12 protein-coding genes and 1 pseudogene are annotated in these 15,209 nt (G+C 69.1%); 4 read left to right on the top strand and 9 right to left on the bottom strand.

Annotated features, from left to right (window positions below):
- Positions 1 to 612: 612 nt before the first annotated feature.
- Positions 613 to 849 (bottom strand): annotated as a pseudogene (locus tag AB0D27_RS20325) (hypothetical protein); the annotation flags it as partial.
- A gap of 413 nt (positions 850 to 1,262) precedes the next feature.
- Between AB0D27_RS20325 and AB0D27_RS20320 the strand changes: the two are divergent.
- Both AB0D27_RS20320 and AB0D27_RS20315 read left to right on the top strand, forming a co-directional pair.
- The gene (locus AB0D27_RS20320; protein WP_362510353.1) at positions 1,263 to 1,790 is read left to right on the top strand and encodes a universal stress protein; all 528 of its coding nucleotides are present in this window, start codon (positions 1,263 to 1,265) and stop codon (positions 1,788 to 1,790) included.
- 201 nt (positions 1,791 to 1,991) lie between these two features.
- Entirely contained in the window at positions 1,992 to 2,561 is a 570-nt protein-coding gene (locus AB0D27_RS20315; RefSeq protein WP_362510350.1) for an acetate uptake transporter, read from the top strand.
- Positions 2,562 to 2,741: 180 nt separating this feature from the next.
- Here the strand turns inward: AB0D27_RS20315 and glmS are convergent, their stop codons facing one another.
- Positions 2,742 to 4,559 carry a glutamine--fructose-6-phosphate transaminase (isomerizing) gene (glmS, locus tag AB0D27_RS20310; protein ID WP_362510347.1) on the bottom strand — a complete coding sequence of 606 codons (1,818 nt, stop codon included), beginning with the start codon at positions 4,557 to 4,559 and terminating at the stop codon, positions 2,742 to 2,744.
- 13 nt (positions 4,560 to 4,572) lie between these two features.
- Positions 4,573 to 4,830, bottom strand: coding sequence for a hypothetical protein (locus tag AB0D27_RS20305; protein ID WP_362510344.1), 258 nt, complete (start codon positions 4,828 to 4,830; stop codon positions 4,573 to 4,575).
- 165 nt (positions 4,831 to 4,995) lie between these two features.
- Between AB0D27_RS20305 and AB0D27_RS20300 the strand changes: the two genes are divergently transcribed.
- Positions 4,996 to 6,579 (top strand): metallophosphoesterase family protein, encoded by a 1,584-nt coding sequence (locus tag AB0D27_RS20300; protein ID WP_362510376.1) that lies wholly within the window; start codon positions 4,996 to 4,998, stop codon positions 6,577 to 6,579.
- Positions 6,580 to 6,633: 54 nt separating this feature from the next.
- On the opposite strand, the gene AB0D27_RS20295 is transcribed toward AB0D27_RS20300, so the two are convergent.
- Positions 6,634 to 7,503, bottom strand: a complete 870-nt coding sequence (locus tag AB0D27_RS20295) for a DUF4429 domain-containing protein (RefSeq protein ID WP_362510342.1) — start codon at positions 7,501 to 7,503, stop codon at positions 6,634 to 6,636.
- Between the two features lie 62 nt (positions 7,504 to 7,565).
- Here AB0D27_RS20295 and AB0D27_RS20290 point away from each other — a divergent pair, with 62 nt between their 5' ends.
- Positions 7,566 to 9,146: a beta-N-acetylhexosaminidase gene (locus AB0D27_RS20290; protein WP_362510339.1), complete on the top strand. Its 1,581-nt coding sequence runs from the start codon at positions 7,566 to 7,568 to the stop codon at positions 9,144 to 9,146.
- A gap of 48 nt (positions 9,147 to 9,194) precedes the next feature.
- Here the strand turns inward: AB0D27_RS20290 and AB0D27_RS20285 are convergent, their stop codons facing one another.
- The 5 genes from AB0D27_RS20285 to AB0D27_RS20265 form a co-directional block, all read right to left on the bottom strand.
- Positions 9,195 to 10,967 (bottom strand): IucA/IucC family siderophore biosynthesis protein, encoded by a 1,773-nt coding sequence (locus AB0D27_RS20285; protein WP_362510336.1) that lies wholly within the window; start codon positions 10,965 to 10,967, stop codon positions 9,195 to 9,197.
- Positions 10,964 to 11,509: a GNAT family N-acetyltransferase gene (locus tag AB0D27_RS20280; protein WP_362510333.1), complete on the bottom strand. Its 546-nt coding sequence runs from the start codon at positions 11,507 to 11,509 to the stop codon at positions 10,964 to 10,966. The genes AB0D27_RS20285 and AB0D27_RS20280 overlap by 4 nt, the downstream gene beginning before the upstream one ends.
- The gene (locus tag AB0D27_RS20275) at positions 11,506 to 12,780 is read right to left on the bottom strand and encodes a SidA/IucD/PvdA family monooxygenase (RefSeq protein ID WP_362510330.1); all 1,275 of its coding nucleotides are present in this window, start codon (positions 12,778 to 12,780) and stop codon (positions 11,506 to 11,508) included. Before AB0D27_RS20275 ends, AB0D27_RS20280 begins: the two co-directional genes overlap by 4 nt.
- Complete coding sequence (gene desA, locus AB0D27_RS20270; RefSeq protein WP_362510327.1) at positions 12,764 to 14,230, bottom strand: lysine decarboxylase DesA; 1,467 nt, start codon at positions 14,228 to 14,230, stop codon at positions 12,764 to 12,766. Before desA ends, AB0D27_RS20275 begins: the two co-directional genes overlap by 17 nt.
- A 123-nt stretch (positions 14,231 to 14,353) precedes the next feature.
- Positions 14,354 to 15,208, bottom strand: a complete 855-nt coding sequence (locus AB0D27_RS20265) for a siderophore-interacting protein (RefSeq protein WP_362510324.1) — start codon at positions 15,206 to 15,208, stop codon at positions 14,354 to 14,356.
- Position 15,209 lies beyond the last annotated feature (1 nt).

The raw sequence follows: 15,209 nt of genomic DNA, 5'->3' as shown, positions 1-15,209 counted from the left end.
CGGCTCCAGGCGGGCCCACTGCGCATCCGTCAGATCTCCACGTGCCACAACGCAAGATCATCCCACCTCAAGATCCACTTTCGACACACGCCCTAAGCCCCCCTCGGTGGTCGCGGCTCCTCGGTTGTGTCGCTCCTGCACGTTTCCCCTCGGTCCTGCACGAGTCCCCCGCCGTAAGACAAGATCGAATCTACTGTGTCCCGTGGCGCCAAGGTGACCAGTTCGCTACTCCGCAGAATGTCGACATGGCAACTTGGCGTGAAGCATTCGATCACGAAGCGTTGCACTCGTGGGCCGCGCAGGGAAGTGCGCCTCGTGGCCGTGGCCAATCCACGTAGGGTGTGCGCGCCCCCTGTGGCCCTTTCAGTGCAGGTCGAACGGGGGTTGGGGGGTCGTTCGAGCAAGGGATGCGCCATAACCAGAAGTTGGCTGAAAAGAGGCGGAGGCGTGCGCGCAAACCGGTCAGTCGACCGGCTTGTTTCCCCCGCCGCGCCGACCGCCCCTGTGAGCCCCGACACTGCTTCTGCCGTCTCGGTGAGCCCCGACACTGCTTCTGCCGTCTCGGTGAGCTCCGGAGCCGCTTCTGCCGTCTCTGTGAGCCCCGGCGCCGCTCCTGCCGTCTCGATGAGCTCCGGCGCCGCTCCTGCTGTGCCGTCCCCGGTGCTGCGGGGCCCGCTCCGCGGCGTGCAGTCGCGCCGCGCCCCGCTCGGACTGCCGCAGCAGCACCCGGCAGACCCCGGTCACGGCCGCCAGGCCCAGTGCCGTGCCGGCCGCGCCGGCGAGCGAGGTGCCGTACCAGACGAGGACCACGGGGACCAGCACGCAGCTGAAGGCCGCCCAGCGCACCACATCGCTCGCCGTGTCCGACGGGGGCGGCGGTGCGGCGTGCGCTCCCGAGGAGGGGTGGGACGCGGTCTCGGGTCCGGACACGGTCTGCTCCCTAGTACTCCAGTGCTCCCATGGCGGTGGCTCACCCGTTCAACGCGTGTTCGACCGGCCGGTCACTGCCGTACGGCACTGTCTGCCCCGTCGCCGGGTGAACCCTGTGCAAACCGCCTGTACTGGGCAGCAACCATTGCGTTACGGGCGCCTCTCATGCATGCTCCGGGGAACGCCGCGTAAGGCGCGCGGGATCTGGGCAGAGGAGGCGTGCCGCCGTACCCTTGGGGGTAAGGGGCTGGGAAGATGATTCCCGGACAGCCCGGGCACGCTCTGCCGCACGTTGTCGTCCCCACCACGAGGATCCAAACGCCGAGATATCCATGGCCGGTCACGAATTCTTCGATCACGCGGACCGCAAGCGCCCGCTCGCCGATCCCACGGCGGCCGAGCCCCTGGCGGCGGAAGAACCGCGCCAGTCCTGCGACCCCGCCTTCAAGCACGGCGTCGTCGTCGGTTTCGACGGTTCGACGTCCAGCGAGCGCGCCCTCGCCTACGCGATCGGCATGGCCCACCGCTCCGGCTCGGGCCTGATCATCGTGCATGTCGCCAACCGGCTGCCCACCACGGTGTGGGCGGGCTGCGAGCCACCGGTCTTCGTGGACGTGCCGGACCATCGCACCGAAGTGCTCGGGCTGGAGCTGGCCTGCGCCGAGTATCTGGCCGAGGTGCCCTGGATCCTCGTCGAGCGCGGCGGAGACATCTGCCATGAACTCGAAGAGGTGGGGCGGGAGTACGAGGCGGACGCGATCGTCGTGGGCTGCACCCATGGCATCGTGGGACGCATCTTCGGTTCGGTCGCGGGCCGCCTGGCCAAGCGCGCCCAGCGCCCCGTGATCGTCGTTCCGTAACTCGCCCTCGTCCCAGGTGGGATGAGCGCGGCGGCATTCCCGATGGGTCGTCAACTCCCTTTGGCCCAGGCGTGTACCGGCATAAATCTACTCGCGCGTAGAGGTGGTTTGTGCCCTTGTGAAGGGTACATACCGGTCGCCGGACCAACCGCACGGCCGGTACCACGCAGCACAACTGCACATGCATGAAGGGAGCCCGCCGTGGACAATGACGTCTCCGCGGGAAGCACCACCTCGACCCTCGGCCAACTCGCGCTCGGACTCACCCTGCTGGCCTTCGGCCTCGGTCACACCCAAGTGATCGACGGCGTCACGGCAGCCGACTCCGTCTCCCTCGCCACCTATGTCGGTGGCATCGCGCTCTTCGTTGCCGGTCTGTTCGCCTTCCGCGACCATGACGCCTTCACCGGTACGGCCTTCTCCGCGCTCGGCGCGCTCTGGTTCACCTGGGGCGTCACGGCCGACGCGCAGGTCGCCGCCAATGCGGCTGGTCTCTTCCTGCTCCTGTTCGCGCTCGTCGCGCTCAGCCTGACCGTCGGGTCCACCGGGGCGCCGACGCTCGTGCGGGGCACGTACGGACTGCTCTTCGTGGCCCTTCTGCTGCTCGCCATCGGGCAGTTCGGCGACAGCACGGGTCTGGCGAAGGTCGCGGGCTGGTTCGCCGCGGTCGGTGGCCTGCTGGCCTGGTACGGGGCCACGGCGGCGCTCGCCAACTGGCCCACCGCACTGCCCGGGCGCGCCGCCGGCCGGGGGGTGACGGCCACCGGCTGAAGCGGGCGCGGGCCGGGGTAATGGGCGGCCCCGGCTCCTGAAAGAACGGGTCCCTGTGCGCTGGTGGCACGCACAGGGACCCGTTCATCGCTGTTTTTCGGGGCGGCTGGTGGGGGTTGCTCGCGCCCGCGCTGCGGAGCCGCCTGATGTCACGGCCCCGCGCCCCTGACGGGGTGCTGCCTACTCCACCGTCACCGACTTCGCCAGGTTCCGCGGCTTGTCGATGTCCCGGCCCAGCACCAACGCCGCGTGGTAGGCGAGGAGTTGGAGCGGGATGCCCATCAGGATCGGGTCCAGCTCGTCCTCGTTCTTCGGGACGACGATCGTCTGGTCGGCCTTCTCCTGCTCCTGGTGCGCGACCGCGAGGATCTTGCCGCTGCGGGCCTTGATCTCCTCGAGTGCCGCGCGGTTCTTCTCCAGCAGGTCGTCGTCGGGGACGATCGCGACCGTCGGCAGGGCGGGCTCGATGAGCGCGAGCGGGCCGTGCTTGAGCTCCGAGGCCGGGTAGGCCTCGGCGTGGATGTACGAGATCTCCTTGAGCTTCAGGGAGGCCTCACGGGCCACCGGGTAGCCCCGGACGCGGCCGATGAAGAGCATCGAGCGGGCCTCGGCGTACTGCTCGGCCAGCTTCTTGATCTCGTCCTCCTGCTCGAGGATCTCGGAGATCTGCGCGGGCAGCTTGCGCAGGCCCTCGATGATCCGCTTGCCGTCCCGGACGGACAGGTCGCGGGTGCGGCCGAGGTGCAGGGCGAGCAGCGCGAAGGCGACGGTGGTGTTGGTGAAGCACTTGGTGGACACCACGCAGACCTCGGGGCCCGCGTGGACGTACATGCCGCCGTCCGCCTCGCGGGCGATCGCCGAGCCGACCACGTTGACGATGCCCAGCACCCGCGCGCCCTTGCGCTTCAGCTCCTGGACGGCCGCGAGTACGTCGTACGTCTCACCGGACTGGGAGACCGCGACGTAGAGCGTGTCGGGGTCGACGACCGCGTTGCGGTAGCGGAACTCGGAGGCCGGCTCGGCGTCCGCGGGGATGCGGGCCAGCTCCTCGATCATCTGGGCGCCGATCATGCCCGCGTGGTAGGAGGTGCCGCAGCCGAGGATCTTCACACGGCGCACGGCACGCGCCTCGCGGGCGTCCAGGTTCAGGCCACCGAGGTGCACCGTCGAGAACCGGTCGTCGATGCGGCCGCGCAGCACGCGGTCCACGGCGTCGGCCTGCTCGTGGATCTCCTTGTGCATGTACGTGTCGTGGCCGCCCATGTCGTACGACTCGGCCTCCCACTCCACGGTGGTCGGCTCGGCCGTCGTACGGGTGCCCTCGGTGGTGTACGTACGGAAGTCGTCGGCCTTGAGGGTGGCCATCTCGCCGTCGTCGAGGGTGACTATCTGCCGGGTGTGGGTGACCAGGGCGGCGACGTCGGAGGCGACGAACATCTCCTTCTCGCCGATGCCGAGTACGACGGGGGAGCCGTTGCGGGCCACCACGATGCGGTCGGTGAAGTCGGCGTGCATCACGGCGATGCCGTACGTGCCCTCGATCAGACGGAGCGCGTCGCGGACCTTGTCCTCGAGCTTCTCCTGCTGCGAGCGGGCGATGAGGTGGGTGAGGACCTCGGTGTCGGTCTCGGAGAGGAACTCGACGCCGTCGGCCTCGAGCTTCTTGCGCAGCTCGGAGGCGTTGTCGATGATGCCGTTGTGGACGACCGCGACCTTGTGGTCGGCCGACAGGTGCGGGTGGGCGTTCACGTCGGAGGGGGCGCCGTGGGTGGCCCAGCGGGTGTGGGCGATGCCGGTGGTGCCCTTGAAGCGCGCGGGGACCTTGGCCTCCAGGTCGCGGACCCGGCCCTTGGCCTTGACCATCTTCAGGCCGGCCGACTTGGGCGTCGTGACGACGATGCCCGCCGAGTCGTAGCCGCGGTATTCCAGCCGCTGCAGGCCCTCGAGCAGCAGCGGAGCCACGTCACGCTTGCCGATGTATCCGACGATTCCGCACATATATAGGTATTCCTCAGCCGTAGACGATGCGGCGGAGCTGCCTGAGCGTGAGCTCCGGCGGTGCCACCGCGCGGTACTTCAGGTCCGCCTCGATCCGTTCGAAGATCGTCGCGTTCACCAGGCCCTGGCCCTGGAGTTCGCGGTGGCGGCGACGGACGTACTCCTCGGTCGTCTCGTCGAAGTAGGCGAGCACGTCCTGGATCACCCGCAGTGCCTCGCCACGGTTCAGGGGCGTGGATCGCGTCAGGTGATCAACAAGTTCGTCGTGCACTCGGTAGATCCTGGATTACGGGGAGCCGGTTCGCAAGAATCCTGCCCGATTTCGGGCAACCGACTGTTGAAAGTCTTATGGCCCGCTGTTTGCAAGCTGTCCATCCTGTGTCTTGCGCCGCGTCGATTGCCGGGAGCAACTTCTGAGGCCATGGACACTCCACGCATGGGCGTACCGGAGAAGCTCGCCGAGCGCATGAGCATGGCCGAGCAGCACGAGTATCTCCGCGCCAAGTTCTCCCGGCGCAACATGATCAGAGGCGGCGCCGTGACCCTCGGCGCCGTCGCAGGCGGAACCTTCCTGCCGGGCGCCACCGCACAGGCCGCGATCCCTGCACAGGCCGCGATCCCCGCACAGGCCACCGCCGCATCCACCGAGACGGTCGCCGGCGCGCTCGTCGCCCCCTTCGGCCGCCACCTCGCCTTCGGCAACGACCCGCGCACGGAGGTCACGGTCTCCTGGCAGGTCCCGACCGCGGTGAAGAAGCCGTACATACGCGTCGGCGCCCACCCCTGGGACCTCTCCCGCAAGATCGAGGCCGAGGTGCGCACCCTCTACACTCCGGCCGGCGTCGGCGCGAGCGCCGACCACACGCAGTACTACCTGCACGCCAAGCTCACCCACCTGCGCCCCGGCAAGACGTACTACTACGGTGTCGGCCACGCCGGCTTCGACCCGGCCGCCCCGCACCTGCTCGGCGCCCTCGGCACCTTCACCACCGCGCCCGCGAGCGCCAAGCCGTTCACCTTCACGGCCTTCGGCGACGAGGGCGTCGGCTATCACGGCCTCGCCAACGACGCCCTGCTGCTCGGCCAGAACCCGGCCTTCCACCTGCACGCCGGTGACATCGCGTACGCGGACCCGGCCGGCGCGGGCAAAAAGGAGGACACCGGCTTCGACTCGCGCATCTGGGACCAGTTCCTCGCCCAGACCGAGACGGTCGCCAAGTCGGTGCCGTGGATGCCGGCGTACGGCAACCACGACATGGAAGCGTGGTATTCGCCCAACGGCTACGGCGGCGAGGAGGCCCGCTGGACGCTGCCGGACAACGGCCCCGACAAGGCGAACCTGCCCGGCGTCTACTCCTTCGTCTACGGCAACACGGCGATCATCTCGCTGGACGCCAACGACATCTCCTTCGAGATTCCGGCGAACCTGGGCATCTCGGGCGGAACGCAGACCAAGTGGCTGGAGGCGCAGCTCAAGAAGTACCGCGCCTCGAAGGACGTCGACTTCGTCGTCGTCTTCTTCCACCACTGCGCGTACTGCACCTCCACCGCGCACGCCTCGGAGGGGGGCGTGCGCCAGGAGTGGGTGCCGCTGTTCGAGAAGTACACGGTCGACCTGGTGATCAACGGCCACAACCACCAGTACGAGCGCACGGACGTGATCAAGGCGGGCGCGGTCACCAAGAAGCTCCCGATCGGCGGGACGGCGTACCCGGAGACCGACGGCGTCGTGTACGTCACGGCGGGTGCGGCCGGCCGCAGCCTGTACGCGTTCACCGCCCCGGAGTCGTACGAAGGCCACGAGAACGAGGTCGAGTCCGTCGCCTCCTTCATCAACCAGAAGGACGGCAAGCAGAACGAGACGGTCACCTGGTCCCGGGTCCGTTACCTCAACTACTCGTTCCTGCGCGTGGACGTCACCCCGGCGCCGAAGGGTCATCTGACCACCCTGAAGGTGCGCGGTATCGCCGAAACCGGTGCGGAAGTCGACCACTTCACGGTGGCGCGCCGGGCCAAGTAGGTCCCGCGTACGCCCGGAAGGCGGGGCGTACGACCGGTGGCCGGCGGGCGGTCCTCACATGCGCTTGAGGACCGCCTGCTTGGCCAGTGTGAACTCCTCGTCCGTCAGGACGCCCTCCTTGCGCAGCTCGCCGAGCTCGCGCAGTCGGCGCAGCAGCGCGTCGTGGCCGTCCTCGGCGGGCGGCTCGGGGGGCGCCGGGGACAGCGGCTTCGTCTCCACGGGCGCCGCCGGGTGCGGCAGCCGCGCCTGCACGGCCGCCGCGACCAGCGCCATCAGCGGGTCCTTCTTGAAGCCCCACAGCTCCACCGAGTGGGGGTCGTACTTCGGCGGCGCCTTGGTCTCCGCGCCGCGCACGGTGAAGCGCAGGCAGCCGTTCTCCAGGCCCACCGCGGGATGCCACTCGACGGCCGTGATGTCGGCCAGGGCGAGCGAGCGGGGGCCGGCGGCGGACTTCGCGTCCTCCGTCTTCCAGTTCCACTCCAGGCGTACGTGTTCGCCGTCGAAGCTCGCCGTGCCGTCACCGGCGGAGACGGACAGCGGCACGGAGGGGCCGGCGAGGAGATAGCCATCGACCGGCCGCGTCGACACCTGGTCGAGCAGCAGGGCGTCGCGGACCTCGTCCACGAAGTACTCGGCGACTCCGTAGCGGTCGGACTCGACGGTGAGCTGATAGGGGTCGTTGGGTTCCCCGAGTTTGCCGCCGGTCGCCTGGAGCAGCGGGTCGGCGCCGTCGCGCAGCCGCAGCCTGAGCCGCCCCGTCTTCTTGCCCTGCTCGAAGGAGACGCCGGCCAACGCGCCCAGCGGGACGGTCATTTCACCCAAGGCCTTGAGCAGCGGGCTGACGTTCTTGTCGCGTCCCGGTGTCAGCCGCAGTGCGTCGCCGTCGAAGCTCCAGGTGCCGTCCCTCTGGATGATTTCCGCCATGAGGGGGATTGTTTCACCGGGTCTGCGGGAGAGTGGTCTATACCCATCCGAAGGGAGCGCATGTGAGACAGCACAGAACGCCCCGCCTTCTCGGTACGCTGCTGCTTGTGGCCGCTGCCGGAATATCCGTCGCCGGCGCGGCACCCTCCGCCGCCGGCCACACCGCGACGCCGCTCGGCCAGGTGGTTCCTGCCCCCGCCTCGGCCCACGCGAGCGGATCCCCGTACCGCGTCACCGGGGACACCCGCATCCGCGTCGACGACTCGCGCGAGGCCCGCCGCGTCGGCGAGTACCTCGCGGACATCCTGCGGCCCTCCACCGGCTACCGGCTGCCGGTCACCTCGCACGGCAGCGGCGGCATCCAACTCCACCTGGCTGCGACCCACTTGGGCGCCGAGGGCTACCGCATCGACAGCGGAAGCTCGGGCGTCACCATCACGGCCGCCGAGCCCGCCGGGCTCTTCCACGGCGTCCAGACCCTGCGCCAGCTGCTGCCCCCCGCTGCCGAGAAGGACTCCGTACAGCCCGGACCCTGGCTGATCGCGGGCGGCACGATCAAGGACACCCCGCGCTACGGCTACCGGGGCGCCATGCTCGACGTCTCCCGGCACTTCTTCACCATCGCCCAAGTAAAGCGTTACGTCGACGAGTTGGCGCTCTACAAGGTCAACAAGCTGCATCTGCACCTCAGTGACGACCAGGGCTGGCGGATCGCGATCGACTCCTGGCCCCGCCTGGCCGGCTACGGCGGCTCCACGCAGGTCGGCGGCGGACAGGGCGGCTTCTACACCAAGGCGGACTACCAGGAGATCGTCCGGTACGCCGCCTCGCGCTATCTCGAGGTCGTGCCCGAGATCGACATGCCGGGCCACACCAACGCCGCGCTCGCCTCGTACGCCCAGCTGAACTGCGACGGCGTCGCGCCGCCCCTCTACACCGGCACCGACGTCGGCTTCAGCTCGCTGTGCGTGGGCAAGTCCGTGACGTACGACTTCGTGGACGACGTGATCCGTGAGCTGGCCGCGATCACCCCGGGCCGGTACCTCCACATCGGCGGGGACGAGGCCCACTCCACCAGTCACGCCGACTATGTGACCTTCATGGACAAGGTGCAGCCCCTCGTCGCCCAGTACGGCAAGACGGTGATCGGCTGGCACCAGCTGACCGGGGCCACCCCGGCGAAGGGCGCGATCGCCCAGTACTGGGGGCTCGACGACACCAGCGCCGAGGAGAAGGCACAGGTCGCGAAGGCCGCCCGGAACGGGACGGGGCTCGTGCTGTCGCCCGCCGACCGGATCTACCTCGACATGAAGTACACCGCCGACACCCCGCTCGGGCAGGACTGGGCGGGCCTGGTCGAGGTGAAGCGGGCGTACGACTGGGACCCCGGCAACTACCTCCCCGACGCGCCGAGTTCGGCCATCCGGGGTGTCGAGGCACCGCTGTGGACCGAGACGATCGTCAGCGACGCGGACATCGACTACATGACCTTCCCGCGGCTGCCCGGGGTCGCCGAACTCGGCTGGTCGCCGGCCTCGACGCACGACTGGGACGCCTACAAGGTGCGCCTCGCGGCACAGGGCCCGCGCTGGGACGCGCTGGGGATCGGCTATTACAAGTCGCCCCAGGTTCCCTGGGTGTAGGTGAGGAGGCAGGGCTCAGGAGGACCGTCTCCTGGGCCCCGCCCGGTCTCAGAGCCCCGCGAGCGGGTTCTTCAGAACGCCGACGAGCTGCAGCGCGCCGGACGGGTCCGTCAGGTCCACCATCTGCCCGTTGTCCCGCAGCTGCAGACGGTTGAGGCAGGACAGTGCGAACTCGGGCGCGAACAGGTCGTACTGCCGGAATTTCTCGGCGAGCTCGGGTGTCGCGTCCTGGTACTCGCGTACGGACTCGGCGACCGTCCGCCAGAAGTCGTCCTCGTCGAGGATGCCCTCGGTGGCGAGGTTCGCCGCGAGGAAGCGGAAGAAGCAGTCGAAGACGTCCGTGAAGATGGACAACAGCTTCTTCTCCTCGGGCACTTCCACCCTGATCCGCTCGACGGCGGGCGGCAGCACCGCCTGCGGGTCCATGACCGCGATCTCCTCGGCGATGTCCTTGTAGATCGCGCGCCGCACGGCGCCGTCCGCGAGGACCAGGATGACGTTCTCGCCGTGCGGCATGTAGACGAGGTCGTAGGCGTAGAAGCTGTGCAGGAGGGGAGTGAGGTAGGCGCGGAGGTAGCCGCGCAGCCACTCCACCGGCGTCAGCCCCGACCGTTCGATCAGCGCGCCCGCGAACGAGGCGCCCTCGTGGTCGACATGCACGAGGGAGGCCATGGTCGCCAGGGTCTCGCCCTTCTGGAGCGAGGGCACCGGGCTCTCGCGCCACAGGGCGGCGAGCATCTTGCGGTACGGGGAGTAGCGGTCGGTGGCGGCCTCGTACTCCAGATGGCGGTAGCCGACGGCCGCGCGCTCACGGATGACCGACAGGCCGGTGGACTTGAGCACCGGGTCGTTCTCCACGAGCTGGGCGAGCCAGTCGTTGATCGCCGGGGTCGCCTCCATGTAGGCGGCCGACAGGCCGCGCATGAAGCCCATGTTGAGGACGCTCAGCGCCGTCTTCACATAGTGCTTCTCGGGCGCGCTCGTGTTGAAGAACGTCCGGATCGACTGCTGGGCCAGATACTCGTCGTCGCCCTCGCCGAGGCAGACGAGGTGCCGCTGGGCGACCTCGGCCGCGAAGGTCACGGAGAGCTTGTTCCACCACTGCCAGGGGTGGACGGGTATGAGGAGGTAGTCGTCGGGGTCGAGGTTCTGGTCCTTCAGGGTCTTCGCGAACCGCTCGACGCTCTGCGCGCCCAGCTCCTCCCGTACGAAGGACTCGTACTCGATGCCCACACCCGCCGTGAAGGCGGCCCGTGAGCGGTGCGCGGCCAGCCACACCAGACGGACCGGGCTCGCCGTCTCGGGCGCGTACGAGAGGTACTCGTGCACACCGAAGCCGAGCCGTCCGTTGTTGGCGACGAAGCAGGGGTGGCCCTCGGTCATACCGGTCTCGATCTCCTGGAAGGAGGCCTTCGCGAGCTCGGCGGAGGGGATCTGCGGCTTGGCGAGCTTGAAGCAGGTGCCCGAGAGGGTGGAGGAGATCTCCTCCAGGTAGACCGGCAGAACGTCGTCGCTCAGGCCGAGCGACTTCTTCAGCTCGATGAAGAAGTCCAGGGCGGCGAGGGGGAGTTCACCGCCGTCGCGGTGCCGGGTGATCGAGTCGGCGTCCACCTGCCAGTGGTCCAGCGAGCGGAGGGTGGCGGTGAAGCGATAACGGGTGAGGCCGTCGTCGCCACGGACCTCGTAACGGCCGTCCGGGAGCCTCTGCGGGGTGATCAGCCGCTCGTGGGCGAACTCGGCGAGTGCCTTGCGGACGAGGAGGCGGTTGGCGCGGGCCCAGCGCTCGGGGGAGAGGTGAGTGACGGCGTCTGCGAGCGTCACGCGGCCACCGCCTTCTCGAACCGCTCCCGTGTGCAGAAGCTCAGCAGCGCCTTCTTCTCCGGCTTCTGGATCTCCCGCTCGGGCACGAATCCGACGGCCTCGTTGAGCGCGTGCACGGCCGTGTTGCGTACGTCGGGTTCGACGACGACGCGCGCGGTCGCCGGGTCGGCGAACAGATGCTCCATCACGGCAGTGATCACGGCCCGGGTGAAGCCATGCACGGGCATGTCGGCCGGCGCGACCAGGAAGTGCATCCCGACATCGCCGGGCTCGGGCTCGTACAGGCCGACGAGCTCGACGTGCGCCGGGTCGTAGCGCTCCATCAGGAAGACGGGCTCGCCGTCCAGCAGCCCGAGGAACGCGTCGTGGTCGTCGCTGGCCGCGATGGCCATGTACGCACGCTCCACGTCGTGCAGTTTCGCCTCCTGCATCATCCAGAAGGCGGCCTTGGGATGCGTCACCCAGCCGTGCAGCAGCTCGGCGTCCTCGGTGGGGTCGAGCGGGCGGATGGTGAAGGTGCCCATGTCGGTGCGGGGGCTCATGCGGCGAACTCCTGGAAGGCGATCGTCTTTTCGACCGGGTAGTACTCGGTGCCGAGCAGCTCGCGGATGATGTACGCGTTGCGGTACGCGCCCATGCCGAGGTCCGGCGAGGTGATCGAGTGGGTGTGGACGCCCGCGTTCTGCAGGAAGACGCCGCGTCCGGTGGTGTCGATGGCGTAGTTGCGGGCCACGTCGAAGTTGCCGTGCGAGTCGTAGCGCAGACGGTCGCGGACCGGCTTCAGGAACTCGGGCTCGGCGTACTGGTAGCCGGTGGCGAGGATCAGGCCCTGGGAGCGCAGCTCGTAGTCCTTGCCCTGCTCCTGCTGGCGCAGGCCCAGGGTGTACGCGCCGTCGTCGTAACGGGCCGTGTTCAGGGAGGAGTTGGTGAGGAGTCTGGTGGGGACCGGGCCGGCGAGGTTCTTCTGGTAGAGCAGGTCGAAGATCTCGTTGATGAGGTCGCCGTCGATGCCCTTGAACAGGCCCTTCTGCTCCGATCTGAGGCGGTAGCGGGTCGGCTCGGGCAGCGCGTGGAAGTAGTCGATGTACTCCGGGGAGGTCATCTCCAGGGTGAGCTTGGTGTATTCGAGCGGGAAGAAGCGCGGGGAGCGGGTCACCCAGTTCAGCTGGTAGCCGTGGACGTCGATCTCGCTCAGCAGGTCGTAGTAGATCTCGGCGGCGGACTGGCCGCTGCCGACCAGGGTGATCGACTCCTTGCGCTGCAGCTCCTGCCTGTGGTGCACATAGCGGGAGTTGTGGAGGAAGTCGCCGCCGAGACCCGCGCAGGCCTCCGGGATGTACGGCGGGGTGCCCGTGCCGAGGACGAGGTGGCGGGCGCGGAACGACTCGCCGGCCCCCGTCCGGACGACGTACACACCCTCCTCGTACGTCACTTCGGTCACCGTCGTGCTGAAGCGGACGTTGGTCAGTTTGTTCGCGGCCCAGCGGCAGTAGTCGTCGTACTCGACGCGCAGCGGATAGAAGTTCTCGCGGATGTAGAACGCGTAGAGGCGGCCCGATTCCTTCAGGTAGTTGAGGAAGGAGTAGGGGGATGTCGGGTCGGCGAGGGTGACCAGGTCCGACATGAACGGCGTCTGGAGGTGCGCGCCCTCCAGGAACATCCCGGAGTGCCACTCGAAGGTCGGCTTGGACTCCAGGAAGACGCCGTCCAGTTCGGCGATCGGCTCGGTGAGGCAGGCGAGGCCGAGGTTGAAGGGCCCGAGCCCGATCCCGACGAAATCATGGACGCGGGTGGCGTCAGGAAGCGCGGTCAAGGGATTCTCCCAGGTACTGCTCGGCGTGGCCGGCGATCAGGTCGAGTACGGCGGTGATGTCGTCCACCGTGGTCTCGGGGTTGAGCAGGGTGAACTTCAGGTAGTGACGGCCGCCGACCTTGGTGCCCGCGACGACGGCGTCACCGGAGGCGAACAGGGCCTTGCGGGCGTACAGGTTGGCGCGGTCGATCTCGGCCGGGTCGGTGACGGCGGCCGGGAGGTAACGGAAGACGAGGGTGGACAGGGACGGCTGGACGACCACGTCGTAGCGCGGGTCGGCGGTGAGCAGCTCCCACCCGGCGGAGGCCAGGCCGCAGACCTCGTCGAAGAGCTCGCCGATGCCGTCGGCGCCCATCACGCGCAGCGTCATCCACAGCTTGAGCGCGTCGAAGCGGCGGGTGGTCTGCAGGGACTTGTCGACCTGGTTGGGGATGCGCTCCTGCACCATGCGGCGCGGGTTCAGGTACTCGGCGTGGTAGGTGGCGTGGCGCAGGGTGGCGGCGTCCCGGACCAGCACGGCGGAGGAACTCACCGGCTGGAAGAAGGACTTGTGGTAGTCGACGGTGACCGAGTCGGCGCGCTCGATGCCGTCGAGGCGGTCCCGGTTTCGCAGGGAGGCGAGCAGCCCGCAGCCGTACGCCGCGTCCACGTGCATCCACACGCCGAACTGGGCGCACAGCTCGGCGATTTCGGGCAGCGGGTCGATGGAGCCGAAGTCGGTGGTGCCCGCGGTGGCGACGACGGCCATGGGGACGAGCCCCTCGCGCGCGCAGCGTTCCAGCTCGTGGGCGAGCGCGACCGTCTGCATGCGCTTGTCGTGGTCGACGGGGATCGAGATGACGGCGTCCGCGCTCAGACCGAGGAGTTTCGCCGACTTCTTGACGCTGAAATGGCTGACCTCGGAGGCGAAGACGCGCAGCTCGGCGAGAGTGCCCCCCTGTTCCCACCCTGCCCGCCCCGGCTTGGCCTCCTCGCGGGCGAGCAGCAGCGCCTGGAGGTTGGACTGCGAGCCGCCGGAGGTGAACACGCCATCGGCGGCCGGGCCGAGGCCGATGCGTTCGTTGGTCCAGTCGATGAGCCTGCGCTCGATGAGGGTGCCGCCGGCCGACTGGTCCCAGGTGTCCAGGGAGGAGTTGACCGCCGAGAGGACGGCTTCGCCGAGCACGGCCGGGATGACGACCGGGCAGTTGAGGTGCGCGAGGTAGCGGGGGTGGTGGAAGTAGACCGCGTCCCGGAGGTAGACCTCCTCCAGCTCGTCGAGGACGGCCGTGGTGTCGTGCAGCGGCTTGTCGAGGTCGATCCGCTCGATGCGGGGAGCGAGGGCGTCCACCGTGACGCCGGTGAACGGACGGTCGGTGGTGGCGAGTTTGGCCGCCACCCGCTCGATGCCTTCGGTCACGGAGCGGCGGTACCGGTCCGCGGTCGTGTCGTTGAGCAGGTGCGAGCGCATGTGGGGTGCCTCCGAGGGGACAGTCCGTGCAGGACAGGGGAGAGGTGAAGTCGCGACCTTCAACTTAGGTAAGCCTAACCTAACTAAAGATCTGTCGAAACCTCACCCCACCCGTGACCGCCGTCACTCCTGTTCGCGCAACTGCTCCTCGCTCAGCCCGCGCCGCCAATAGCCCACGAACGTCACCCGCTTGCGGTCGAACCCGCGCTCGCCCACGAGATGGCGGCGCAGCTGCTTCACACAGCCCGACTCCCCCGCGATCCAGGCGTACGGCCGCTCGGCGGGCGGGAGTTGGGCGGCCCGTACGGCGTCGAGGGCCATGGGGGACCCCTCGACGCCGTACGCGTCCCGCACGAGCCAGGTGATCTCGGCGTCGGCCTCGGTCACCAGGTCCTGGATGTCACCGGCGTGATGGACCTCCAGCCAGGCCCGCACGCGCGTGTCCGCCGGCAGCGATTCGAGGATGGCCGAGGCGGCGGGTACGGCCGTCTCGTCGCCCCAGATGACCACCAGGTCGGTGTCCTCGGGCGGGCGGAAGCGGATCGCCCTGTTGTCCTCGATCGCCGGGCCGAGCAGCACGACCCGGTCACCTGCGCCCGCCCCGGACGCCCACCGGGACGCGGGGCCCGCGGGTGTCGCGGCACCCGGCCCGACCCCGTGCAGCGCGAAGTCGATATCGATCTCGTCGGGGCCCCGGCGCAGCGCGCGCAGGGTGTACGAGCGCATCACCGCCCTTACGTCGTCCGGGAGTTCGCGCCAGCCCTGCCACCACCCGTCGCCCAGCTCGATCGGGACGGCGGGCTCGGACTGGCCCGGGTGCGGAAGGAAGAGCGACAGGGACTGGTCACGCCCGTCGGAGTGGAACGCGCGCAGATCGGGGCCCGCCAAGGTCACCCGGACCAGAGACGGGCCGAGCCGCCTCGTCCGTACGACCTGGAGGGAGAAGAAACGGAACGGGGCGGCTACGGCCGTCGTCATG

The organism is Streptomyces sp. NPDC048415, assembly GCF_040651675.1.
In the GTDB taxonomy this organism is placed as follows: Bacteria; Actinomycetota; Actinomycetes; order Streptomycetales; family Streptomycetaceae; genus Streptomyces.
The sequence above is the reverse complement of the archived record's forward strand: the minus strand, read 5'-3'. Positions and strand labels throughout refer to the sequence as shown.

What these genes read in the sequence shown, in the direction of transcription:
- AB0D27_RS20320 (WP_362510353.1), top strand. Translation starts at nt 1,263, where the DNA reads ATGGCCGGTCACGAATTCTTCGATCACGCGGACCGCAAGCGCCCGCTC.
- glmS (WP_362510347.1), bottom strand. Translation starts at nt 4,559, where the DNA reads ATGTGCGGAATCGTCGGATACATCGGCAAGCGTGACGTGGCTCCGCTG.
- AB0D27_RS20300 (WP_362510376.1), top strand. Translation starts at nt 4,996, where the DNA reads ATGGGCGTACCGGAGAAGCTCGCCGAGCGCATGAGCATGGCCGAGCAG.
- AB0D27_RS20295 (WP_362510342.1), bottom strand. Translation starts at nt 7,503, where the DNA reads ATGGCGGAAATCATCCAGAGGGACGGCACCTGGAGCTTCGACGGCGAC.
- AB0D27_RS20280 (WP_362510333.1), bottom strand. Translation starts at nt 11,509, where the DNA reads ATGAGCCCCCGCACCGACATGGGCACCTTCACCATCCGCCCGCTCGAC.
- desA (WP_362510327.1), bottom strand. Translation starts at nt 14,230, where the DNA reads ATGCGCTCGCACCTGCTCAACGACACGACCGCGGACCGGTACCGCCGC.
- AB0D27_RS20265 (WP_362510324.1), bottom strand. Translation starts at nt 15,208, where the DNA reads ATGACGACGGCCGTAGCCGCCCCGTTCCGTTTCTTCTCCCTCCAGGTC.